Source organism: Pseudarthrobacter sp. HLT1-3 (genome assembly GCF_059383535.1).
On record NZ_JBWZCJ010000004.1, the window covers coordinates 210,595 to 233,873 of the forward strand.

A 23,279-nucleotide genomic window follows, 5' to 3' on the forward strand; every position below is an offset into this window, starting at 1 on the left:
TGAATCGGGGGACCCTCGTGGCCGCTGGTAGTGCAGTGGATTCTTGAAGAATCACTCCGGCTATAGACGGTCGATGCAACCTATTCTAGTATAATAGTTAGTAGATACAAGGATGTATTTCGCAGACCGCATGGTGCGCATGCGCCCATTTGGTCTAGAGCCTGTAGCAGCAAAGGAGAAATGCCATGACAGAGCAGACGGCGGAACTGACCGTAGGGCAGGACGTTCGACCCGTGGTCGACTTTGACCACAACTCGGCGGAACACAGTGCGGATCCGGTGGCCAGCTACCGCTCCCTACGGGAGAAGCACCCGGTGGCCTGGAGCGAGTCATGGGACGGCTATTGGGTCCTCAGTGGCTACGAGGCCGTTTTCGACGCCGCACGGGATGACGATGTTTTTTCTTCCCGGCGGACCACGTATGGGGGGGAGGGGCAGGAAATTACCATCCCCAAGCGGCCGATGACTGAACATTTTCCGATTGAGCTCGACCCGCCCGCCTCCATGAAGTACCGCAGGATCATGAACGCCCTGCTGTCCCCGTCTGCCGTCAAGGCGATGCAGCCCATGGTGGAGAAGTACACGGCCTTGTTCATCGACGACATTATTGAGTCCGGCGAGGCGGATTTTGCTACGCTAACCGGCATCCCGGCCATCATCACTATCGATTGGCTGACGCTGCCGCTTGAGGACTGGCGCCGACATGCCTTTGCGCATCGGAAGGTTTTGTCGGCGCAGGTCGGTAGCCCGGATTACATCCAGGCAACCGAGGTTGAGATTCCTTATCTGACGGACGTGATCAGGAGAACTATTTCGGAGCGCCGTCGGAATCCAGGTGACGACCCGATCAGTTTCATCCTTAGCCATGAAATTGACGGTCAGCCGATCACCGAAGAAGATGCGCTGTGCATGATTGAGCTGATTGTCTCCGGCGGTGTGGGTACCGTGGCCTCGTTGTCTGGCCAGGCAATACTCTGGCTGTCCCAGAATACGGATGTGCGTCAGCGGTTGATTGACCAACCTGAACTCATGCAGAACGCGGTGGAGGAGTTCCTGCGTTATTTCTCGCCGACCCAGGCCCTGGCCCGCACGGTGGCCCAGGATGTTGACTTCCACGGCGTGCACATGAAGACGGGGGACCGGGTGCTTCTGGCCTGGGGTTCCGGTAGCCGCGATGAAGCGGCGGGATTTGTGAACCCCGATGTGCTCGATATCGAGCGTTCGCCGAACCGCCATCTTTCCTTTGGAGTGGGAAGCCATCGATGCGCCGGCTCGCACTTGGGCCGGTTGATGGCTCGCACCATCCTGACGGAAATCCTCCAGCGTATGCCCGACTACAAGGTGGACGAGGAAAGCGTCGTCCGCTACCCGCAGCAGGGCGTCAATACCGGCTTTGACAAGCTGCCGGCAACGTTTACGCCGGGCAAGCGCCGCCTGGAAGAGCGCCTCTGATACTGCGCCACGGGCTTCGATATTTCGGAGCTAACCAAGGATCCGGACTGCCGCCCCTGCACGGCGGCAGTCCGGCCGTTCTTAAATCCACGGAGGACCAGCAATATGAGAAATTCGACGTCGAACGCGGACTCGAATCCGGAGCGGACCAGGCCTGGGTTGTCATGGGGGGTCAAGCGCAGTTTCGCGCGCTATATCGATGCCATGCCTGATGGCAGGCGCGGGGCCGGGCATGGCGCGACGGAGACGGAGCGTGGAGTGTACTTTTTCGAGCTGGACGACGCTTCGGACTACGACCCCGTCTCCGGCGAGGGAGTCATCAGGTATCGCGGCGACGTTCGTTATGCCGGTCATGCGGGAATGCTTTTTGTCATGATCGTGGACCCGTGGATCGAATTCAAGGGTTCGACGGCGGTGCTCACTGTGCTGGATGCCGAGCGCTGGCCCAAGCGCGAGTGCAGAATCGAGTTGGCCACGCTGGCCCTCGATGAAACCGCGACGCAGCAACTGCCGGAAGGTTGGGCGCATCTGACCGCCCGGCTGACCCCCGGGGGATCCACAGTATTCAACGACGTCTATCCTGTCGGCGAAATCCTGGAGCCGGTCAGATACTGCGCAACTTGAGCCCGGGCTCCGGCCCGCACCTCCCTTCCGGCCCGTGTTGCGGCTCATAAGAAAATAGTTACAATCATAAGCATAGATGGAGGATCTGTCCGTCTGAAGCGAAAGGGAACGATCATGCCAAAGGTGACCTACACCTCAGCAGCAGGCGGCGTCGATGTGCTCGAAGGCAACGCCGGAGACTCCGTCATGGAAATTGCGGTCCGCAATGGGGTTCGAGGCATTGTGGCCGAATGCGGGGGATCCCTGGCCTGCTCCACCTGCCATGTTTTCGTCCGGGGCGAAGATTTCGACCGACTTGACCCAATGAGCGAGCTAGAAGACGAAATGCTGGACGGCACGACAGAGGAGCGGCGGGAACATTCAAGGCTTTCCTGCCAGATTAAGTTGGCCGACGGCGTCCATCTGTACGTACATACCCCGGAAAGCCAGGTTTAGCCCGCCATGCAAGAGAACCACGGAACCTTAATCGTCGGCGCGTCGCAGGCAGGCGTGCAGTTGGCTAGTTCGCTGCGGGAGCTCGGTTACACCGAACCCATTACCATTGTTGGCGCGGAGCAACACTCCCCGTATCAGCGCCCACCACTGTCGAAGGCCTTCCTGCAGGGTACCGTAACGGCGGAAACACTGACGTTCCGCTCCCCGGAGTTTTACGACAAGAACAATATCGAGCTGGTTGTCAACGAACGCATTGTGGCGATCGAAAAGAACGACGACGGCGCAGGAGTCGCCACCTCCGCCTCAGGGCGGACGTTTGCCTTCAGCCGGCTGGCGCTGACGGTGGGGGCGCGGCCCCGCAAACTGGCGCTGGACGGCGCCGAACTCGACGGCGTACTTTACCTGCGCGATGCCGATGATGCCGCAGGTCTCAAGGCGCGGTTGGAGACGGCCCGGAACGTCGTCATCGTCGGCGGCGGGTTCGTGGGGCTGGAAGCCGCCGCCAGCGCCAGGAAACTCGGTAAGAGTGTCACTGTGCTTGAGGTCGCCCCGCGCCTGATCGGCCGCGCCGTGGGTGAAGTCACCTCCGATTTCTTCCTGAACGCCCATTTAGGTCGCGGATTGGAGATCGCTCTCGAGGCGAAGATCGCCCGGTTTATCGACGATGGTCAGGGTCATGTCAGCGGCGTGGAGCTTGAGGGCGGGCGCATTGTGCCGGCCGAGATCGTGCTGGTCGGCATCGGGGTGGTTCCGCGGACCGAACTAGCCGAACAGCTCGGGCTCGCGTGCGGCAATGGAATCATCGTGGACGAATTCTCCACTGCGTCAGACGGCACTACGGTTGTCGCCGGCGACTGCGCCGACCTGCCCAATCCGCTGCCGCGGATCGGAGGACTGGACCGGGTGCGGCTGGAGAGCGTCAACAACGCCGTCGAACAGGCCCGCAATGCCGCCGCCACGCTGGCGGGTCGCCGGGTTCCCTACCGGATGGTGCCATGGTTCTGGTCGGACCAGGGGGACCTCAAACTCCAGATGGCGGGTCTGTCGGCAGGATTCGATCAAGTCGTCACGCGCGGGCAACCGGCTAGTGAGAAGTTCTCGGTGCTGTATTACCAGGGTGGCGAGCTGATAGGGGTGGACTGCATCAACAATCCGGTGGATTTCATGGCCGTCAAGACGGCCCTTGCCCAGGGGCTGACTATCCCCGCCGACCAGGCCGCTGATACGACCGTGCCGCTGAAGAAGATGACCGTGGAGCTGGAGCAGGCCATCTGACAGCTCCTCCGGATCGCCGGGGCACCATCTGCTATTGAGTCGGACTATACTTATGATCTGACTTATAGGGTGCCGCAACGCGGTAGACCCCGGCGACCGGAGGACTTTCCATGACGCAGGCTTCACTTCGCCCCCAGAAAACGGCCGTGCTTGTCGCTCAGCGGATCGTTTCTGATATCCAGCGCCGGGGCAACAAGGTTGGTGACCGGTTGCCGCCCGAGCGCGTGATGCTTGAGGAGTACAGCGTCGGGCGTGGCACCCTGCGGGAGTCGCTGCGCTTCCTGGAGCTGCACGGCGTTCTCTCACTCAAGCCGGGCCCCGGTGGCGGCCCCGTGGTGCAGCAGCCGGACGGCAGCGGCCTGGCGACGGCACTGACGCTGCTGCTGCAGTTCGAGAATGCCCCGTTCCGCACTATCTCGGAGGCCCGGACGGCGCTGGAGCCCATGATGGCGCAACTGGCAGCCGCGCGGATGACCGATGGTCAGCTGGCGGAACTCAAATACAGTGTCGACCATATGTTGGACCACGTCGGGGACGAGGCTGAGTTCCTGAAGATGAACAAGAGCTTCCACGACATCATTGCGCACGGTTCTGGCAACTCGATGTTCGGCTATCTCATTGATGCGCTGCTGGACATGCTGGACGGCAGTGCGATCGGTATCGACTACCCCGAGCACCGCCGGCTTGCCGTGCACAAGGCCCACGTGAGCATTTACAACGCAATTGCCGCCCGGGATCCAAAGCTTGCCGAAGCCGCGATGATGGACCATATTTCGCAGTATGCACAGTATGTGGAACGCAAGTTCCCGAATCTGCTCGACGCACCGGTTTCCTGGACAGGCGCGTAGCAGGACCACTGCGAGACGGCCCTGCCATCTTGGGCGTCACCGGGACTTAGCCCTGCCCTATCGTCCGATCCACTGCGGGGCGCGCTTTTCCACAAATGCGCGGGCACCCTCCGCGGCGTCGCTGGATTTGCGGATCGGGTCCACATGGTTGTGCTGGCGGGAGAACTTTTCATCCAGCGACCAGTCGGTCGACTCCACCATCACCTGTTTGGAGACGGCCAGGGCCAGAGGTGCGTTCTTTGCGATCTCGTCGGCCAGGCGGAGCGCCTCCTCCAGCGCTCCGCCTGGCTCGGTGAGCCTGTTCACCAGGTGCAGTTCGGCAGCCTCCGTTGCCGGCAGCATCCTGCCCGTGAGAATGAGCTCCATGGCGTAGTGGTAGGGGATACGGTGCTGCAGGCGGAGAAGTCCGCCTGCATTGGCAGTGAGACCGCGTTTTACTTCTGGCAGGCCGAAAGTGGCGTTATCGGCTGCGACGATAAGGTCGCTGGCGAGGGCGATCTCGAACCCGCCTCCGAGCGCATAGCCTTCGACGGCCGCGATGAGCGGCTTCCGGGGCGGGCGCTGGACGAGCCCGGCGAAGCCGCGGTCGGGGACAATGGGGATTTCACCGCGGGCAAAGCCCTTCAGGTCCATACCGGCGCAGAAACTGCCACCGCTGCCGGTGATGACGGCAACGCTGAGGTCGCTACGGCGGTCCAGGACATCAAACGCGTCGGCCAATTCCTCGGAGAGCTGCAGGGACATGGCGTTCTTGGCATGCGGCCGATTCAGCGTCAGTATCAGGACGCGCCCGCGTTCCTCAACGAGCAGGGGCTGTTCTTCACGAGTCATTTGTTCTCTCCTCAGCGGATTGTGCCCGCTACTACGGTTTAGCTAGCGCGGGCCCATGCGGATGGCGCCATCGAGCCTGATGGTTTCACCATTGAGCATCGGGTTGGCGATAATATGCTGGGCCAGCGAGGCGTATTCCTCGGGTTCACCGAGCCGGCTCGGATTCGGGACGCTCTGCGCCAGCGAATCGCGGACCTTCTCTGGCAGTCGGGCCAGGATGGGCGTATCGAACAGACCCGGAGCGATCGTCATGACGCGGATACGCTTGCTGGCCAGGTCGCGGGCGGCGACCAGGGTCATGCCGACGATACCGGCCTTGGCCGAGGCATACGGGATCTGGCCGATCTGGCCTTCGTACGCGGCGACCGAGGCGGTGAGGATGCAGACGCCGCGTTCGCCGTCGAGCTCTTCGTTCCGGGCCATCCGTGCCGCGGCCAGGCTCAGGACGTTGAAGGTTCCGATGAGGTTGGTTCGGACTACGCCCTCGTAAACTTCCAGGGAACCTGGGTTCCCGTCGCGGTCGACCAGGCGCAGCGCACCGCCGCGGCCTGCGCAGTGCACCAGGGCACGCAGGGGGGCAAGATCTTCCGCGGCGTCGAGCGCGGCATTGACCGACTCCGGGTCCGTGACGTCAGCGGGCACGAAGGTAGCGCCCAGTTCGGCGGCCACGTCGACACCGGCGGACGTGGGCAGATCCAGGATAACGACCTTCGCGCCGTCGTCGGTGAGGCGGCGGGCCGTGGCCGCCCCGAGGCCCGAGGCGCCACCGGTGACGACGACGGATGCTCCGTTAATGTTCATAGCTCTTCTCTCCTGCGGGGTTGTTAGAGACGTTCGATGATGGTCGCGTTCGCCATGCCGCCGGCCTCGCACATGAGCAGGAGGCCGTAGCGCTGCTGGTTGTCTTCCAGCGCGTGGAGCATGGTGGTCATAAGCCGGGTCCCTGAAGCGCCGAGCGGATGGCCCAGGGCGATGGCGCCGCCGCGTGGGTTGATCTTCTCCAGATCGGCATTGAAGTGGCTTTGCCAGGCGAGCGGAACGGGGGCGAAGGCTTCATTGACCTCGATGTGGTCCATCTGCTCCAGCGTCAGTCCCGAACGGGCGAAGATCTTTTCGGTGGCCGGGATCGGGGCCGTGAGCATCAGCAGGGGATCATCCCCAACAGCGGTCATGGCGTGCACCCGGGCGCGGGGAGTGATCCCAAGTTCGCGTGCCTTGCGTTCGCTCATGAGCAGGACGAGCGTCGCGGAGTCGGCAAGCTGGGAGGAGTTTCCGGCGGTGACGGACCAGCCGATCTGCGGGAAGCGGCCGCTCAGTTCCGGGGTCTCGAAGACGGGGTTCAGGCTGGCGAGGCGTTCGGCGGTGGTGCCGGGTCGCGGTGTCTCGTCCGCGGTGACGATGGTGCCGTCCGCAGTGGTGACCGGAATGATCTCGCGCTCGAAGGCGACGGCGGACTCGACAGCCAGCCGGTGGGAGCGCACGGAATACTCATCCTGGGCTTCGCGGCTCACTCCGTACTTGGCGGCCACCAGCTCCGCGGCGACACCCTGGGAGACCAGGCCCGGGGCGAAGCGGGCGGCAATGCCGGCCCCGTAGGGATCCGCGCCGGCGCGGGCGGAGCCCATGGGGACCCGGCTCATCGACTCCAAGCCGCCGGCGATCACGATGTCATAGGCGCCGGCGAGGATGCCCTGCGCGGCGAAGTGGACTGCCTGCTGGGAGGATCCGCACTTGCGGTCGATGGTGGTGGCCGGAACATGGGCCGGGTAGCCGGCAGCAAGCCAGGCCATGCGCCCCGGAGTGGCCGATTGTTCTCCCGTTTGGGAGACACAGCCTATGATCACATCGTCCACGGTACTCGGGTCGATGCCGGTCCGCTCGAGAAGCGCAGTCAGCGCCTGGGCTAGCAGATCCACTGGATGGATTCCGGCAAGGGCTCCGCTGGGGCGTCCGCGGCCGGTGGGCGTACGCAGTGCGTCGACGATCAAGGCGTCAGTGTTCATGGGTATAACCTCCTCCTATTGCTTATCATGATTGTCATCATGAAGGCAATCATTTTAGCCAATGGGGAGGGTTATGAAGCAATAATCCGCACGGCCTCGGATAACTCGGCGCGACTGGTGCGCAGAGCGTTGGCCGGACGTTCCGGATCCTCGAAGCCGAAGGACATGGCGCAGACCACCAGGCGGTCCTCCGGAAGGTCCAGGAAGGAGCGGACATAGTCGGAGTACATGGCTATCGAAGCCTGCGCGACGGTGGCTACACCAAGTGACTGCGCCGCGAGCAGCAGCGTGGCGGCGTACCCGCCGCAGTCAATGGCACCGTAGACGCCCTGCGCCTTGTCCGTGGTGATGACCGCGGTATGCGGGGCGCCGAAGAATGAGAAGTTGCGGAGAGCCTCCTCGGGCCGCCCGGCGCGGTCGCCGCGGTCGATGCCAAGGGCGTTATACAGCGCAAAACCGCTCTCGCGCCGCAGTTCCTGGTATACCCCGGCGTGGTCCGAGGGCATCGGGAGGTCCGACTGCACCGAGGAGGCCGCGGCGTGCTCGGTCAGCCCTTTGGCGAACCGGGACGTTCCTTCGCCGCTGGTCACGTGCACCTGCCACGGCTGGGTGTTGCACCAGGACGCCGTCCGCTGCGCCAGGTCAAAGATCCTGGTGATGGTCTCCGCCGGCACCTGGTCGGGTAGGAACCCGCGGCAGCTGTGCCGCTGATCCAGCAGCTCTTCCAGGCCGGCGACGTTTCGATTGCTACCGCGCACAGCTCTTTTTCGGCTTCGCAAATCCGCACGTGCCGGACGCAGCTTCGCCGGCTCTTGCCGCGCTGGCGGTCGGCACTCCGACCCGTAAGGATCCCTGCTGCGCCACCGTGCACAGCAGGGATCCGCTGCGCGTGAACATATCGGCAATCGCCAGGCCCCGGCCGTCACGCAGCGCCGGCGAGCGTTGGTCCAGAAGGATCCATTCGTCCGTCCGCGCGGGGGCGTGGAACCACATGGAGTGGTCCATTGAAAACCCGGTGGCGCTGCCGCCGCCCCACCACAAGCCATGCGGCTTCAGCAGGGGATCGAGCATGCACATGTCGCTGGCATAGGCCAGCAGTGCCGCGCTGAGGGCTCTATCGTCCGGATCCGTGCCCATGGCCCGGATCCATACCGCCGACTGCGGCTGCGCGTCGGCGGCGTCGTCCGCGGCGAGCCGCGGCGGATTGGTGACGTAGCGCAGGTCGAATGCGGACTCTTCATTCCAGTAATCGTGGACGTCGTCGAAGCCTGCCAGGGCGGTGCCGACGTTCAGGCATTGCTCCGGCGCCGGCACCGGCGGCATCGGGGTCTGGTGCGCCGGCCCGGTGGCATCCCGGGAAAAAGTGAGCTCGGCCGTGAGCAGTAGGCGCTCGTCCTGCATCACGTGCACGGAGCGCCAGCAGGTGGAACGGCCGTTTCGGACAGGAATGACGTCGAGCCTCACATTACGGCTCGGTGCGCCGGCGTCGACGAAATAGGCATGCAGGCTCCGTATCCAGAATCCCTCCGGCACGCTCGCCGCCGCGGCGGCGAGTGCCTGCGCAACAAGCAGCCCGCCGTAGGGCACGCCCCACGTTACGGACGGGGTTCCGCCGATGTACTTGCCGCCGCCGCTTGGCACTGGACGAAGCAGCGTGCAGACCTCTTCGAAGGCCTCCTCCGCGGTCTGGGCCAGGCGTCGCGGCCCGCTTCTCGTTGTATTCGGCATCACACGGGTCCTGTCTTGTCCGTCCTGTTCTGCTGCCGGAGTCTTCAGCGTGCGGACCAGGAGATCGGGGTGTCGAGCAGCTCCGGAAACTTGCGCTCCGCATAGCGCGCATAGGCGGCGATGTGCTCGTGCATGGCCGTGGCGGAGGCCTCCGGGTCGCGGGCGGCAATGGCGGCGTAGATACTCGCGTGGGCCTTATGGACGGCGCTGCGCCGGTGCTCGGGGTAATCGATGCCGATGGCACTGCCATCAAGCATCCCGAGCAGCGACTCCACGAGGTAGCCGAACATCACATTGCCGGAACCGTGCGCAATGATGTCGTGGAAGCGCTTGTTCATTTCGAGGAACTCGGCTTCGTCCCCGAGATGTTCCCCCATGTGGTCCACGCTGTACTTCAGCTCCGCAAGCTGCTCTTCACTCATCCGCGACGCAGCCAGCTGGGCCATCATCGGCTCCAGCCCGGAGCGGGATTCGGCAATCGTGCGGAACGGGGCATTCTCGAACTGCAGCAGCAGCGTGAGGGCCGTCGCCAGCCCGCTACCGTCCGGCTGCTGTACCACGGGGCCACCGCCGGGGCCCGGCCGGAGGGCAATAACGCCCTGCAGCTCCAGGAAACGCAGCGACTCCCGCAGGGTGCCACGCCCGATACTGTACTCCTCAAGCATCACCCGCTCCGGCGGCAGCCGGTCACCAACGGTATTGCCGCGGCGCTGGATATCCGCCACGATTCGCTTGGCGACGAGCATGGCTGTCTTCTGGGGGCGTAACGATGCCGCACTCATATGGGTTCCTTCACTCACCGTCCCCAGATCCTTGGGTCGGTAAATCATTAGTATGGTTAGAAGAAATATCTTACTCCGAAATTGAAACGAGTCCGTCGGGGTTGTGGATCTGGGTGCTGGAGACCACGCCATCGGCAACGAGTCTAGCCAAGGCCGCTGCCCCGAGTCCCAGCCCGCCAAGGATTTCTACGGTGTGCTCGCCAATCTCCGGCACCCCAATATAAAGCGGTTCCGTGCTTCCCTCGATGTGCAGGATGGGGCCGGGCATCATGGCGGATCCCAGTACGGTACCGGCAAGCCCGACGAGCGTGCGCTCCAGGAAGTGGGGATCCTGCACTATGTCACTCGAATCATTGACCGCCGCGGCGACGACTTCGTAGGCTTCGAGGGTGTCAAGAACCTTGGCGCGAGGCATTGAACCGACCCATGCCTTAACAATCTCCTGCAGTTCAGCGTTGTTGGCCATGCGGGCCTCATTGGTGGCATAGCGTTCGTCGGCCTTCAGGTCCGGCCGCCCCATCGCATCGAACAGCCGCATGGCGATGGTCTGAGCTGAGGCTGCGATCGAAAGCCAAGCCCCATCTCCGGCCTGGTAGATCCCCCGTGGGGAAGCGGATCCGGAAGTGTTGCCCACGCGGGTCATGATCGTTCCGGTGGAGGTGTAATTCAGGATCGCGTCCCCAAGGATGAACATCAACGGTTCATAGAGGGCAACATCCACCACGGAGCCGGCTCCGCTGAGTTCGCGCCGGTACAGTGCCATCGCTGTTCCGAAGGCCGCTGAAATGCCCGCGATGGAATCTGCGAACCCAAACGGGGGGGAGGTCGGCGGCGTGTCCGGCCAGCCGTTCAGGAACGCATAGCCGCTCGCCGTCTCGGCGACGGTGCCAAAGCCCGGGCGCCCGCTGTACGGGCCACTCTGCCCGAACCCGCTTACCCGCGTCAGGATCAAGCCAGGATTTTCCTTGGACATTACGTCGTAGCCCATTCCCCAGGCCTCAAGGCGTCCGGGGCGGAAGGATTCAATCACGACATCGGCGTTCCGGATCAGATCGAGGGCGATCCGGCGTCCCTCGGGCTTCCTCAGGTCAACGCCAACCGAGCGCTTCCCGGAATTCAGTCGGGCGAACCCGAGGGCCAGCCCGTCCTTCTGGGGCTGCCACTGCCGCGCAAAGTCCCCGCTGACGGGGTCCTCGACCTTGATGACATCGGCGCCGAAATCGCGGAGCATGCGTCCCGCGGTGGGGGCTGCATACATGGAACCCAGTTCCACAACCCGTACTCCGTGGAGCAGTCCTGGTGTAACTGTGCTGGGCTGGTTCATGGCAGCCTCACCCGCTTTCATCGAATCACTGGCTGTAAGATAATAATGGTAGTAAGAGATTAGCAGAGCCGTCGGCTTGTTTGCAGGTCCGACGGAGTTTCAGGCACCGTAGTGAATAGTTATGCCATTGGCCAGGGAGAGGCCCGGAAGGGTAACCACAGCAGTGGAACCTGGGCATCTATATAAAAGGGGAAACATGTCGACGGAGATTTCGAGTCCTTTTGATCTTAGGGGCAGGGTGGCGCTGGTTACCGGCGGCAGCCGCGGCCTGGGCCGCGCGATGTCGCTCGGACTTGCCAGGGCTGGTGCCGACGTAATTATTGCCAGCCGCAACGGCGATGCCTGCGCTGCATTCGCCGCAGAGTTGGAGGCGGAAACGGGGCGGAATGCTATGGGATACGGCGTGCACGTCGGTCAATGGGACCAGCTTGAGCCCCTGGTGGATGCTTGCTACGCGAGATTCGGAAAGGTGGACATTCTGATCAATAACGCGGGCATGTCCCCGCTCTATGATTCGGTCGATTCCGTGAGCGAGGAACTCTTCGATAAGGTGCTCGATGTCAATCTCAAGGGACCCTTCCGGCTCGCAGCCCTCGTCGGCACTCGCATGGCTGCCGGCGACGGCGGTTCCATCATCAATATTTCCAGTGCCGCTTCGGTCCATCCCAAGCCCCACGTGCTCCCGTATGCGGCGGCAAAGGCCGGGCTTAATGCCCTCACCATCGGCCTGGCCCACAGCTTTGGCCCGACCGTACGCTGCAATGCCATTATGGCTGGCACCTTCCTGACAGACGTCAGCAAGTCTTGGGATGAGGAAGCGTTTGCCGAGCGCGCCCGGACATTCGCGCTCGGACGTGGCGGCCGGCCCGAAGAGATTGTCGGCACCGCGCTCTACCTGGCGAGCGATGCGTCCACCTACACCACCGGAGCCATCATTTCGGTCGACGGGGGGCAGCCCTGACGCAGCTGCAGGCAAGAACGCCGCCTCCGGAGACGGGCGAAACGTTCCGAAATCTCTGGTGATGATATGCAGTGTTATGTTACGTTCGTCGTAAAGCGCAGATGTAGCAGGCTGACGATCCTCAGAAGGCGGGAACATGACCACGACGCAGGGCCTTACCGGAGCCGAGGAAAGACTCGATGCCAACCCGGCATTTCCGAACCTCTTTTCCCCGATCCGGATCGGGACCATGAAGCTGCGCAACAGAGTCATGTTGCCGCCCCACGGGTCTGCCATCGGCAATATCTTCGGTACACAGGCGGAAGCCGACCGCAATATTGCATACTGGGAGGCTCGGGCCAAGGCCGGCGCCGCCTGGATTGACGGCATATCCGGTCACATTGCCAACTCCTTCATTCCCGGCTTCGAGCCGACCGGCGTGGGGGCGGCGAACGAAGGCTTCTACCGGCTTCCGCACTTCGTCGAACGGATCCAGCAGTTCTCCGACACGATGCATGCGGCCGGGGCAACGGCTACCGCCCAGATGGTCCATCAGGGCGGCATGCCGCATGGCCCCTCATCGATCATGAGCTCGCCTGTCATCAATCTGGCGCCGCATGTCCTGGACCGTGACGAGATAGCTGGTTTCATCGAGGAATACCGGTTCTCCGCCAAGCAGGCCCAGGCTGGCAGGCTTGACGGCATCGAGCTCCACCTCAACCATGACGACATTCTTGAATGGTTCCTGTCGCCGCTGACCAACCATCGTGATGATGAATACGGCGGTTCGATTGAGAACCGTGCAAGGTTCACCATTCGGGCGCTCGAGGCAATCCGCGAGGCTGTAGGCAGCAGCATGACGGTCGGTGTCCGGCTTAATCTGCGTGAGGAAGTTCCCGGCGGCTACGACGCGGCCGAGGGGATCCTTATCGCACAGCACCTGGAGTCGAGCGGGCTGATCGACTATTTCCACGTCGTTGTCGGAACGCCATGGGGCAATCCCAGCTATATCCAGCCAACCTACTTCGACGATGCGCAGTGGGCGGACCTGTCCGGAGCATTCAGGCGAGCTGTTTCGCTGCCCGTTGTGCACACGGGCAGAGTGAACAGCCCGGAGGTTGCCGAACGTGTTCTCGCTGCGGGCAACGCCGACGTCGTCGGCATGGCGCGCGCCCACATTGCCGATGGCGAGCTGCTGCTCAAGGCCCGCGAAGGACGTACGCAGGACATCCGGCCCTGCGTGGGCGGGAATGAATGTATCAGCCGCCGCTACGTGGAGGGGCTGCCGTTTGGCTGCGCGGTCAATCCGCACGCCAGCAAGGAAATCGACGGACCATGGCCCCGGGCGGCCAGGTCACAGAAGGTTCTCATCGTTGGAGGTGGTCCGGCAGGCATGGAGCTTGCCGCACTCACGCGCCAGAGCGGCCACGTCGTTGAGCTGTGGGAGGGCAGCGAGGTCCTCGGCGGCCAGCTGCGGATTGCCATCAACGCGCCGCGGCATGAAGGCTACGGACGCTACCTCGACTGGCAGGAACGACGACTCAAGCAACTCGGTGTCAAGGTTGAATTGGGGCACCGCGCGACAGCGGAGCTGGTCGAAGCGGCAGGGGCCGACATCGTCGCCATCGCCACCGGCGCAACACCTCGTACGCCGCAGATCGAGGGTGTTGATGCACCCCATGTGCATGACATCCGCGATGTGCTAACGGGTGCAGCTGTCCCAGGCCACCGGGTGCTTGTTCTGGCACAGGATGATCATGTGCCGCCGCTGTCGGTGGCGGATTATCTGGCAGAGCGGGGCCATCAGGTCACCATGGTCTATGCCACCGCGGGCCCGGCTCCGCTGCTTGGCCGATATATCGTCGGCGGCATCCTCGGCAGGCTCAGTGAGCAAGGCGTCCAGATGCGGTTTATGGAGCAGGTTGTGGGAATCGATGCCGGATCCATACGCATCCGCAACGTCTACTCCGGGAAGGAAGAGGACGTAGAGGGGGTGGACAGCGTTGTTCTGGCCTGTGCCGGAGTCTCGGACTCAGGCTTGTACGACCAGCTCAAGCACAGGCTGCCGCAGGTGCATATCCTCGGTGATGCCTACGCCCCCCGGCGTCTCGTCTTCGCTACCCGTCAGGCATTCGCACTCGCAGAGACCATAGGCAAGTAGCAGGCCAGCATCGAAGGGACAGGCAGCAGCCGCCGGCCACGGACGGGTCGGCGGGTTTTGCGGCATGTCGTTCCAAGGAAATCACTAGTCCGATAGGAGCCATTCATGGACGTCAACCAGGCAACAGCCATTCATTCGGGAAGCACAACCGGGACCGCTGGTCATCCTGGACAGGTGGTCCTCCTCCACATAGGCGATGGTTTGGCAACCGTGACGCTGAACCGTCCGGATAAACTCAACGCACTCAGCCTTGGCCTCGCCAAGGAATTCCGGCGGGCTGTCACCGAGGTTGCGGAACGAGACGACGTCGGAGTCCTCCTTGTCCAGGGGGCAGGAATCGGATTCTGCGCCGGCGGCGACGTGGGTGAGATGGCTGCCGCCGCTGACTGCGGCGACTATCTGGCCGAATTGGTAGGTGAGATGAATGAACCCCTGGCCGCACTTTCTAAGCTTCCGGTCGTTACCATCACCGCCGTCCACGGGACTGTGGCGGGCGGCGGAATCGGCCTCATGCTGGCCGGCGACATTGTCCTGGCGGCGGAAGGAACCCGTTTTACCTCGGCCTATCCCGGCGTAGGTCTCAGCCCCGACTGCGGCGCAAGCACGCTCCTGCCTGCTGTTGTCGGGCTGCGCCGGGCACTGGAGTTCACTCTCACGGGACGCATGCTGGACGCGGAGCATGCCTTGGAATGGGGGCTGATTTCCGAAGTCGTGGCCCCCGACCAACTACGCGAACGGGCAGCCGTTGTTGCCCGTGGAATCCTTGCCGGTGCCCCGCAGGCCCTGGGGGAAACCCGGCGGCTGCTCCGGGCTTCGGTCGGGCGGGGGTTTGTGGAGGGACTGCAGGATGAAATCGCTACAATTTCAATGCTCGCCCGCACTGAACTGGCCGGTAAGCGGATCACACGTTTCGCCGCTCCACGTGGCGCAGCCTCCTGACCTCTAGGGCTGTTGGACGGTGCCCGCCTTGGCGCCGGCAGATCGGCAGGGCCGATTGCCCGCTTTACTGAACGGTTGACTGAATGGGCAGGGGGAGGGCGGCCGCTGCCTGGCCGGCGGCAAATCCCTGCTCATACGCCTCATCGCTGCCGAGTCTGAACATGTCCTGGTCCGCTCGGCGGATGAGTTCCCTTGCGGTGCTGACAGGTGCGTCATCGAGGGGGTCCGCGAGGACCAGATGACGTAGCCCCCGAACCAAGGCCACGGGCCGTCCGCTGGACTTTCCCTTCACCAGATCGGCCGCACCGGAAATTTCGTCCGCCACGGCGGCAGCGGACGCCGTCAGCATGTTGCCATGAGCATCAAGACTTCCACGGTAGTCGTCGAGGACCTTTATTCCGGCTGCCCCGATGGCGGCATCGGTCTGCCCTTCACGCCACGGCCGGCCCAACGTGTCGCTGATTATTACCCCGAGGGCAACCCCGAATCTCTCCCGGAGTCCGAGGCAGAGTGCCCGTGCGGACGCGTCCGGGTCCACGGGCAACAGCAGCACTGTGCCTTCGGGCGTATTGCTGTTATCGACGCCGGCGGCAGCCAGCACCAGCCCCTGGCGGTTCTCAACGATGCGGGTCACGCCGCCGGCATGCGATCGGCTTGCCACGAGGCGGACCGTTTCGGCCGTAATGGCAGCCTCGCGGTCGGTTGCGTCAACATGGCGACCTTCGGCCTTGGATACGATCTTGCTGGTCACGACCAGAATGTCGCCGTCCTGCACACCACCCAGCGTGGGGTCGGAAGCCAGGATGTTGCCAATGAGGATTTCGAGATTGTCCCCGGTCTGGATTTCCGGCAGGCCGGCAAGAGCGCTAATAAGAAGCTGGAACATGGGAACCTTTGCAAACCTGACAAGGGACGGGTGGCCGGTCGCTACGGGCGGGAGGGTTTGCCTGTCCTACGTGCCCGGGGCTACTAAAAACTAACATAAGGATCGCTCATGTCTGCCCCGGGGAAGCATCCCGGGACTCTCACGCCGGTGTCCGGCTGCGCCACGCGGCGGCTTTCCGCGGCCGGCGTAGCCGCGGATGCAGCGCGGGCGCCGATGTCAGGCGCACTGCCCGTCAGGAACGGGCGGCGCACATTGAGCATCCGGCTAAGGTCCTTGCTATCGGGCGGGTTCCGCATGGTCGTGAAAACCCCGCACGGTCTTGCGGCCAAGATGTCCCGCTTCGACGAGCCGGCGAAGGTTGTTCGGGACAATGTTCGCCGGATCCTTGGTTTCGGCGTAGATGGAGTCGGCAACATGGCAGACAACGTCCAGGCCAATGAAGTCCGCCAGTTCCAGTGGCCCGACGGGGTGCCCGCAGCCGAGCTTCATTCCCTCGTCGATGTCCTTGGCCGTGGCATAGCCGTTGTCCAGCATTCTCGCGGCGGACAGCAAATAGGGAATCAGCAGGGCATTGACGGCAAAGCCGGGACGGTCCGCGATGGTCAACGGTGTCTTCTGCAGCTGGCCGCGGACGAATTCCTCTGCGACGCCAACGGTATGGCCGCTCGTAAGGATTGTCGGAATGATCTCGACGAGCCTCATCCGTGGCACGGGATTGAAGAAATGGAGTCCGAGGAAACGGGATTTCCCTTCCAGTGCAGTGGAGAGCATGGTGATGGGGATTGAGGACGTGTTGGTGGCAATAACGGCAGTTGGCGGAACGTGCAGCTCGACCTGGCGCAACAGGTTGAGTTTGAGATCGAGGATTTCCGGGACGGCCTCTATGATCAGATCGCACTGGGAGAAGTCCGCCAGGTCCCCGCCTGTGTGCAGCCCTGCCAGCCAGGTCTCCGCCTCCAGTGAGGTGATCTGGACCTTGTCGACTGAACGCTGCAAAGATGAGCTGATTTGCTTGCGCGCGGCGCGGAGCGCGTCCTGATTAGTATCATGAAGCAGAACCGTCAGCCCGGCACGGAGCGTGCTTTCGGCGATGCCCCGGCCCATCGCGCCGGAGCCGACGACGCCGACCGTGCCAACGGAGGTACCCGGGGTACTCATGCTTCATACCTCCTGATGAGAGCGGCCAGCGCCTGCCCACCACCGATGCACATGGTGACGATGCCGAACTCCAGTCCGCGCCGCTTCAGGTCTTTGGCGGCGCGCAGGGTGAGGATGGCACCCGTCGCTCCGACCGGGTGGCCCAGTGCGATGGCTCCGCCGTAGGGGTTGGTTTTCTCCGGGTCCAGTTTGGCATCGCGGATGACCGCGACGGCCTGGGAAGCGAAGGCTTCATTGAGCTCAATAGTTCCGATGTCCGCCGGGGTCAGGCCGGTTTCACGGAAGAGTTTCTGAAGGGCCAACGCGGGGGCGTAACCCATCAGCGCGGGATCGATTCCAGCGGTGGCGACATATTCCAGCGTGGCGAGGCCATCGAGACCGCGCGCCCTTGCGGTACTCTCCTTCATCAGCACCAAAGCGGCGGCGCCGTCGTTGATTCCCGATGAATTTCCCGCTGTTACCGTACCCTCCTTGCAGAATGCGGGGCGTAGGCTCTGCAAGCTGCCGAGCGTGGTGTCTGGGCGGGGATGCTCATCCTCGGTAACCCGCGCTGGACGCTTGCCGGAGATCTCCACCGGAGTGATTTCCTCGGCAAAGGCGCTCCGGGATGCTGCCAGGCCGGCCCGGCGCTGGCTTTCAAGGGCGAATTCGTCCTGTTCCTGCCGGGATACACCGTACTTTGTGGCTACGTTCTCCGCAGTGACTCCCATGTGGTTTTCGCTGAAGGGGTCAGTGAGCATGGCGACGGTACCGTCGATCAGCGTACGGTTTCCCAGCCGAGCGTTATCCCGTGCGTTGAAATCCAGGAAGGGCATCCGGGACATTGATTCGTCCCCCCCGGCCAGAATGACGTCCGCTCCTCCCCACCGCAGCTGCTGGGCTGCAGCCCACACTGCTTGCAGGCCGCTGCCGCACAGGCGGTTCACGGTGAAAGCAGGAGTGCCGTCCGGCATCCCGGCCGCCAGCGCCACGCGGCGGGCATTGTAGGCGTCCGGCCCGATCTGGCCGATGCAGCCCATGATGACTTCGTCGACCTCGTTAGGGGCGACACCGCTGCGGTCCAGCGCGGCCGCTGCTGCGATTGCGCCGAGTTCGTGCGCCGGGACAGATTTTAGTGCTCCGGCGTATTTCCCAATCGGCGTCCTTGCGCCATCGACGATGACGATTCTGTCTTCTGACATTGGATACCTCGGTTCTCTGCAGGGATAACCAATCCCAGAATGGAAATCTATAATCACTAATATATACATTAGGCTTATTGAGCAGGAAGGGGCAACCATGGCAGACGCTGGAAATAGCATGTCGACCAGGTGGTCGCCCGGACCGACCGGCACGATTCTGTTGGAAAAGATGGTTACCAGAGGCGGACCGCCACCGACCGATGTATGGCCAATGGGGACGGTGGTATCCCTCGTGAGTGCGCCGGTGTTTGCTTTCCTGGAGCGGCAGATTAGGAGGTTCGGATGACTGCGACGACCCTGACGACCCTGACGACTAAATCCGTCGCCGGTCTGGCAGACCGGGTCCGTCACGGCGCCGCCCGCGCCGAGCGGACAATGCCAGTGACTGCTGAACGGGGTCAATGGCGAATTCTGTTGCCCGTGCGGGGGACTATCGACTCGAAAACGCGGCTGCTACCCGAGGACACGGCCGGTGTGTATAGGCGCAGCTTGGCTCTGGCCTTCGCCCGCGACGCGGTTGCGGCCGTCCTTGAGAGCGCCGCAGTGGCCGAAGTGACTGTCATTACCGCTGACCGGAACGCTGCGACTGAGTTCGCCTCGATGGGCGTGAGGATTCTCCACGAGACGGGCCGGGACGGACTGAATGCGGCGATCCGGAGAGGACTGAGGCATATCGAAAACGCGCATCCCGCCAGCCCCCGCGCCGTGCTACTGGCCGATCTTCCCGCATTGACCGGCGCCGACGTCACCGCAGCACTGGCATATGCCGCGCTCACGGGAACGGCCGTGGTGCCGGATGCCGATGGAACCGGGACCACCATGATCACGGCTCTTCCCGGCCATGAGCTGGACCCTGCATTTGGTCCCGGCTCCCTGGCCCGCCATCGGGCGGCAGGCTTGTGCACACTCCCGTTGGATCAACAATCCACCATCCGCAGGGATGTGGACACTTGGCCGGATTTTGAGGAAGCTGCCAGGCTCGGGGTAGGGCCCTACACCCGTCAGGCGCTCAGCGAGTGCGGCCTGCTACCGGGATTCAGGCTTTGGGCTTCCCTCGCCTCGGTGGCCCCGGATAGTTCTGGCTGCTCCTAGGGCGTCTGCGGCCAGCGCGGCACTTGTGGCGGCATCCCGCATCCACAAGGGCACAACAGCGGCGTGGATTCCAACCGACTCAATGTTTCCGGCCAGCCCTGCATCGGCTTCATCGATGAGCCAGCCATCCAGAATCCCGCCGTTGAGGCGCGACCCGTAGTGGGCTGCGACCGCGTCAGCGCTGGTGGCTACGCCGACGGCGGTCAGGCAGAGATCCGCCATTCCCCGCACAACGGCTCCCGAAATGATGGGCGAAACGCCGACGACAGTTGCCGCCGTCGTGCGGATTGCCTCGCGGATTCCCGGCACGTTGACGATCATTCCGATGGAGACGACGGGGTTCGACGGAGCCAACAGCACCACATCCGCTTCGGCGATGGCTTCCAGGACGCCGGGCGCCGGCACGGCGGCGTTCAAACCCCGCTGGCCAAACTCTCGGACCGGAAGCGCCGCCCGGTGCTTTACCCACCATTGCTCAAAATGCATGGTGGTTTGGCGTCCGAAGGTGTCCGGATCATCTACCACCACGTGCGTTTCGACCGGTTGATCGCTCATGGGGAGTAGGTCAACCCCGAGGTCCCACCGTGCGGCCAGCCGCGCAGTGGAATCACTCAGGGTTAGGCCCTCGCGAAGAAGATGCGTCCGCGCGATATGGGTGCCGAGGTCCAGGTCGCCCAACGTAAACCATGGCCAGCCGACACCGTAGGAAGCCAGCTCCGCGCTGACCCGCTCGCTTTCACCGGACCGTCCCCAGCCGCGGTCCTCGTCGTTGATTCCGGCCAGGGTATACATCACCGAATCGAGGTCCGGACAGATCCGCAGGCCTGTGAGCCACATGTCGTCTCCGGTGTTGACGACTGCGGTGATGTGGGCCGTGGCACCGCCGTTGCCGTCGGGCAGTGAAGCCTGCAGGTGCTCCCGCAGGCCCCGCAGGAATCGTGCTCCGCCGACCCCGCCAGCTAGGACTGTGACCCTCACGGAATGATCACCGCCACGTTTCCTGGTCCATTTTCCCCAGTTTCGGCCAGTCCGAGGCATGCTGATTCAAAGCCCGTGGGCTGGTAGAGGTCCGGGCGGGCTCCAGTACGGTCCAACGTGGCTCTGACGAAGACATGTGCTGACTCGATTCCGGGTTTTTGCAGGGCTTGAGCTGGCCATGTCCTGCGGTTGGACGTAGCGATACGAGGAACATCGAATAGCACCATAGCCTAAGTCTCGGTCATGGAATTTCGGAGCCGGGTTCAGACACGCGGTCGGGAGATCCGCATGAGTGGGCTGAGGAACTTTGCCCGTCGTCTCTGAGCACGGGCCAAGTCCATTTGGGTGGCGGAACGCGGCTGCCGCATGATTCTTGAGTTTGTCAGGCTGTTCGCCGGATCCGGTGCCGGATACGACTATGTGGAGCCGGTGGTCCAGTAGGCGGGGCCGGACTGGCTGACGTGCGGTGCTTGTCCGTGGCGATGGTCGAATGGTCCCACATCGCTGAAGTTGCTGATGTAGGTCATGACCGTGCCTCCTTCTTCCCGGAGTCGGGGCGCTTTCATGGATCCTGATGCCCGACATATTGGCACCGAGGCGGTCAGGAGGCCAGAGCTACTCCGGCGGCGGGGACTCCGCTGGGGCGGCCGGCGCTATCGCCGGCGCGCTTCCATGGGCCCCCTGTGCCCCCTGACGGGAACACTCGAAATTGCACGGTTGTTATAGGTAACAGACCTAAAATGCGAACAACCTACACAGCACTCATAATTCCGGCCCGGATCAGCGAACCTGCCCGGGTTGAGGCGGTTTCATCCGACCTGCAAACCCTGCAGAGCCTGGTTGGCGGAGACATTGAAGCCGTCACCCGCGGTGACTGGCGCGTCTTTCTCAACGCTGAAGGTGTGATCGCCAACCTTCCGCCCAATCTGCGTGCCGCCCAACTGATGCGCGATTGCGGGCTGGACCTTGCCGGCGTGGCGCGGGGCACGGCGGTCTTCTTTGGCCACGGCGGCCACGGTGAGGAGGCCGACGTCCCCCAGCATCTGATCCGGCTCGCAGAAGAACTATGGGATACCAAGCTGGTTGCCTGACGCTCGTCGACTTCGTCGGTCAACCCGAATCGGAGGTCCCCGGACCCAGGGAGTCCGGGGACCTGCGATTCGCAGCGTCTAGTTGTCATGCATGTCCCGTCTTGTCATGCATGTCCCGTCGGAACGCCATTGCGTGACTAGGCTTTCCTCCTGCGGGCCACCAGCGTCATGAGCAGGCCGGCTCCCAGGAGGAGGACCGCCACCATGAGCAGGCTGGTATCGGCGCCCGTGGTTGCGAGCATCGGCGTAACCACGGTGGCCGTCGAGTTGCCTGAAACGCCTACCGAGGCTGCACCCAGGGTGACGGGCGTGGAGATAGGCGCAACGGTCTGCGCGCCGGAGAGCAGCCCGTTAGCGCCGGTTGTGATGGACCCGGCGGCGGCCGAGGGGTTGCCCGCGGTTTCGTCTGTTCCATTGGCCGCGGGATTGTTGACCGTGGCTGTTGAGTTGCCGACTACGCCAGCGGAGGTAGCGCCGACGGTGACCGGGGACGTTACTGGCGCTATCACCTGCGTGCCCGACAGGATTCCGTCGGAGCCGGTTGTGGTGGACCTGGTGGCGGGGGCGGCCGAGGTGCCGCCCGCGGTTTCGGTCGTGCCGTTCGTCTCGTTGTTGTTGGCTGTGGCCGTTGAGTCACCGAGTACACCAGCGGAGGTAGCGCCGACGGTGACCGGGGCGATACCGGTGCCACGACCTGCGTGCCCGACAGGATTCCGCCGGAGCCGGTTGTCGTCCCGGCGGCGGCCGAAGGGTTGCCCGGGGCTTCGGCCGTGCCGGTGGTCGCGTTGCTATTGGTCGTGGCCGCTGTGTTCCCCAGCAGACCCAGCGACGTTGCTCCCAGGGTGATCGGGGCCGTTACCGGCGCGACCACCTGGGTGCCCGACAGGATTCCGTCAGAGCCCGAAGTGGTGGACCCAGCGGCCGGAACGGCCGCGGCATTGCCCGCGGTTCCGCCGGTGTTGTTGGTCGTGGCCGCTGAATCGCCGAGTACGCCAACTGAGGTGGCACCGAGTGTGATGGGGGCCGTTACCGGCGCCACCACCGGGGTGCCGGAGAGCAGTCCGTCAGAGCCGGAAGTGGTGGATCCGAGAGTTGTGGCCGGTGTAGCGGGGTTGCCCGCGGTTCCGTTCGTGCCGTTGGCCGCGCCGCTATTGGCCGTGGCTTCTGTGTCCCCCAGCAGACCCAGCGACGTCGCGCCCATGGTGATCGGGGCCGCTACCGGCGCCACCACCTGCGTGCCGGAGAGGATTCCGTCAGAGCCGGAAGTGGTCGAGCCGGCCGGGGCAGGTGCGGGGTTGCCCGCGGTTCCGGCGGTGTTGTTGGTTATGGCCGTTGAATCACCGAGTACACCCAGAGAAGTCGCACCGAGACTGATCGGGGCCGTTACCGGTGCCACCATCTGGGTGCCGGAAAGGATTCCGTCAGAGCCGGACGTGTTGTCGGCCGCGTTGGCAGCAGTGCATCCGAGGGCCAGCAGGCCTCCGGCAAAGAGGGTGCCGAGCAGCCCTCTGCGGATATTTTGATGCATGATGAATCTCCTTAAAAAGTTGTT

The 23,279-nt window shown here is 63.6% G+C and carries 23 protein-coding genes; 10 read left to right on the plus strand and 13 right to left on the minus strand.

The genetic code is table 11. From position 1 onward, the window contains the following. Nucleotides 1-185: 185 nt before the first annotated feature. The 5 genes from AC50X9_RS05595 (at nucleotide 186) to AC50X9_RS05615 (ending at nucleotide 4,633) form a co-directional block, all read left to right on the plus strand. On the plus strand, nucleotides 186-1,451 hold the full coding sequence (locus AC50X9_RS05595; RefSeq protein WP_494891158.1) for a cytochrome P450: 1,266 nt from the start codon (nucleotides 186-188) through the stop codon (nucleotides 1,449-1,451). 105 nt (nucleotides 1,452-1,556) lie between these two features. After that, nucleotides 1,557-2,075 (plus strand): HtaA domain-containing protein, encoded by a 519-nt coding sequence (locus tag AC50X9_RS05600; RefSeq protein ID WP_494891160.1) that lies wholly within the window; start codon nucleotides 1,557-1,559, stop codon nucleotides 2,073-2,075. Nucleotides 2,076-2,189: 114 nt separating this feature from the next. Next, complete coding sequence (locus tag AC50X9_RS05605) at nucleotides 2,190-2,510, plus strand: 2Fe-2S iron-sulfur cluster-binding protein (RefSeq protein WP_494891162.1); 321 nt, start codon at nucleotides 2,190-2,192, stop codon at nucleotides 2,508-2,510. A gap of 6 nt (nucleotides 2,511-2,516) precedes the next feature. Continuing rightward, nucleotides 2,517-3,785: an NAD(P)/FAD-dependent oxidoreductase gene (locus AC50X9_RS05610; protein WP_494891164.1), complete on the plus strand. Its 1,269-nt coding sequence runs from the start codon at nucleotides 2,517-2,519 to the stop codon at nucleotides 3,783-3,785. 110 nt (nucleotides 3,786-3,895) lie between these two features. Then, the gene (locus tag AC50X9_RS05615; RefSeq protein ID WP_494891166.1) at nucleotides 3,896-4,633 is read left to right on the plus strand and encodes a FadR/GntR family transcriptional regulator; all 738 of its coding nucleotides are present in this window, start codon (nucleotides 3,896-3,898) and stop codon (nucleotides 4,631-4,633) included. A gap of 57 nt (nucleotides 4,634-4,690) precedes the next feature. Here AC50X9_RS05615 and AC50X9_RS05620 read toward each other — a convergent pair whose 3' ends face one another. The 7 genes from AC50X9_RS05620 to AC50X9_RS05650 all read right to left on the minus strand — a co-directional run bounded on the left by AC50X9_RS05620 (nucleotide 4,691) and on the right by AC50X9_RS05650 (nucleotide 11,301). Continuing rightward, nucleotides 4,691-5,464 (minus strand): crotonase/enoyl-CoA hydratase family protein, encoded by a 774-nt coding sequence (locus AC50X9_RS05620; protein WP_494891168.1) that lies wholly within the window; start codon nucleotides 5,462-5,464, stop codon nucleotides 4,691-4,693. 42 nt (nucleotides 5,465-5,506) lie between these two features. Beyond that, on the minus strand, nucleotides 5,507-6,265 hold the full coding sequence (locus AC50X9_RS05625) for an SDR family NAD(P)-dependent oxidoreductase (RefSeq protein ID WP_494891170.1): 759 nt from the start codon (nucleotides 6,263-6,265) through the stop codon (nucleotides 5,507-5,509). A gap of 23 nt (nucleotides 6,266-6,288) precedes the next feature. Then, complete coding sequence (locus AC50X9_RS05630) at nucleotides 6,289-7,467, minus strand: thiolase family protein (protein ID WP_494891172.1); 1,179 nt, start codon at nucleotides 7,465-7,467, stop codon at nucleotides 6,289-6,291. A gap of 71 nt (nucleotides 7,468-7,538) precedes the next feature. Continuing rightward, nucleotides 7,539-8,225 carry a nitroreductase gene (locus tag AC50X9_RS05635; protein ID WP_494891174.1) on the minus strand — a complete coding sequence of 229 codons (687 nt, stop codon included), beginning with the start codon at nucleotides 8,223-8,225 and terminating at the stop codon, nucleotides 7,539-7,541. Then, the gene (locus AC50X9_RS05640) at nucleotides 8,215-9,195 is read right to left on the minus strand and encodes an acyl-CoA thioesterase (RefSeq protein WP_494891176.1); all 981 of its coding nucleotides are present in this window, start codon (nucleotides 9,193-9,195) and stop codon (nucleotides 8,215-8,217) included. Before AC50X9_RS05640 ends, AC50X9_RS05635 begins: the two co-directional genes overlap by 11 nt. Before the next feature lie 44 nt (nucleotides 9,196-9,239). After that, nucleotides 9,240-9,995, minus strand: coding sequence for a FadR/GntR family transcriptional regulator (locus tag AC50X9_RS05645; protein WP_494891178.1), 756 nt, complete (start codon nucleotides 9,993-9,995; stop codon nucleotides 9,240-9,242). Between the two features lie 52 nt (nucleotides 9,996-10,047). After that, nucleotides 10,048-11,301 (minus strand): CaiB/BaiF CoA transferase family protein, encoded by a 1,254-nt coding sequence (locus tag AC50X9_RS05650; protein ID WP_494891180.1) that lies wholly within the window; start codon nucleotides 11,299-11,301, stop codon nucleotides 10,048-10,050. Between the two features lie 238 nt (nucleotides 11,302-11,539). Between AC50X9_RS05650 and AC50X9_RS05655 the strand changes: the two genes are divergently transcribed. From AC50X9_RS05655 to AC50X9_RS05665, 3 genes are all read left to right on the plus strand, one after another. After that, the gene (locus AC50X9_RS05655) at nucleotides 11,540-12,262 is read left to right on the plus strand and encodes an SDR family NAD(P)-dependent oxidoreductase (protein WP_494891182.1); all 723 of its coding nucleotides are present in this window, start codon (nucleotides 11,540-11,542) and stop codon (nucleotides 12,260-12,262) included. Between the two features lie 136 nt (nucleotides 12,263-12,398). Further along, nucleotides 12,399-14,402, plus strand: coding sequence for an oxidoreductase (locus tag AC50X9_RS05660; RefSeq protein WP_494891184.1), 2,004 nt, complete (start codon nucleotides 12,399-12,401; stop codon nucleotides 14,400-14,402). 105 nt (nucleotides 14,403-14,507) lie between these two features. Next, on the plus strand, nucleotides 14,508-15,341 hold the full coding sequence (locus AC50X9_RS05665; RefSeq protein ID WP_494891186.1) for an enoyl-CoA hydratase/isomerase family protein: 834 nt from the start codon (nucleotides 14,508-14,510) through the stop codon (nucleotides 15,339-15,341). 64 nt (nucleotides 15,342-15,405) lie between these two features. On the opposite strand, the gene cofE is transcribed toward AC50X9_RS05665, so the two are convergent. The 3 genes from cofE to AC50X9_RS05680 form a co-directional block, all read right to left on the minus strand. Next, the gene (gene cofE / locus AC50X9_RS05670) at nucleotides 15,406-16,227 is read right to left on the minus strand and encodes a coenzyme F420-0:L-glutamate ligase (protein ID WP_494891188.1); all 822 of its coding nucleotides are present in this window, start codon (nucleotides 16,225-16,227) and stop codon (nucleotides 15,406-15,408) included. A gap of 276 nt (nucleotides 16,228-16,503) precedes the next feature. After that, nucleotides 16,504-17,385: a 3-hydroxyacyl-CoA dehydrogenase family protein gene (locus AC50X9_RS05675; protein ID WP_494891190.1), complete on the minus strand. Its 882-nt coding sequence runs from the start codon at nucleotides 17,383-17,385 to the stop codon at nucleotides 16,504-16,506. Beyond that, the gene (locus AC50X9_RS05680; protein ID WP_494891192.1) at nucleotides 17,382-18,566 is read right to left on the minus strand and encodes a thiolase family protein; all 1,185 of its coding nucleotides are present in this window, start codon (nucleotides 18,564-18,566) and stop codon (nucleotides 17,382-17,384) included. Before AC50X9_RS05680 ends, AC50X9_RS05675 begins: the two co-directional genes overlap by 4 nt. A 375-nt stretch (nucleotides 18,567-18,941) precedes the next feature. Here AC50X9_RS05680 and cofC point away from each other — a divergent pair, with 375 nt between their 5' ends. Further along, nucleotides 18,942-19,658: a 2-phospho-L-lactate guanylyltransferase gene (gene cofC / locus AC50X9_RS05685; protein WP_494891237.1), complete on the plus strand. Its 717-nt coding sequence runs from the start codon at nucleotides 18,942-18,944 to the stop codon at nucleotides 19,656-19,658. Here the strand turns inward: cofC and cofD are convergent. After that, nucleotides 19,593-20,636: a 2-phospho-L-lactate transferase gene (cofD, locus tag AC50X9_RS05690; RefSeq protein WP_494891194.1), complete on the minus strand. Its 1,044-nt coding sequence runs from the start codon at nucleotides 20,634-20,636 to the stop codon at nucleotides 19,593-19,595. The two genes, cofC and cofD, sit on opposite strands and share 66 nt — an antisense overlap. Nucleotides 20,637-21,376: 740 nt before the next feature. Here cofD and AC50X9_RS05695 point away from each other — a divergent pair. Next, nucleotides 21,377-21,727 carry a DUF3846 domain-containing protein gene (locus tag AC50X9_RS05695; protein ID WP_494891196.1) on the plus strand — a complete coding sequence of 117 codons (351 nt, stop codon included), beginning with the start codon at nucleotides 21,377-21,379 and terminating at the stop codon, nucleotides 21,725-21,727. 137 nt (nucleotides 21,728-21,864) lie between these two features. On the opposite strand, the gene AC50X9_RS05700 is transcribed toward AC50X9_RS05695, so the two are convergent. Next, nucleotides 21,865-22,236, minus strand: a complete 372-nt coding sequence (locus AC50X9_RS05700; RefSeq protein ID WP_494891198.1) for a hypothetical protein — start codon at nucleotides 22,234-22,236, stop codon at nucleotides 21,865-21,867. After that, nucleotides 22,233-23,255, minus strand: a complete 1,023-nt coding sequence (locus tag AC50X9_RS05705) for a hypothetical protein (protein WP_494891200.1) — start codon at nucleotides 23,253-23,255, stop codon at nucleotides 22,233-22,235. Before AC50X9_RS05705 ends, AC50X9_RS05700 begins: the two co-directional genes overlap by 4 nt. Between the last annotated feature and the right edge of the window lie 24 nt (nucleotides 23,256-23,279).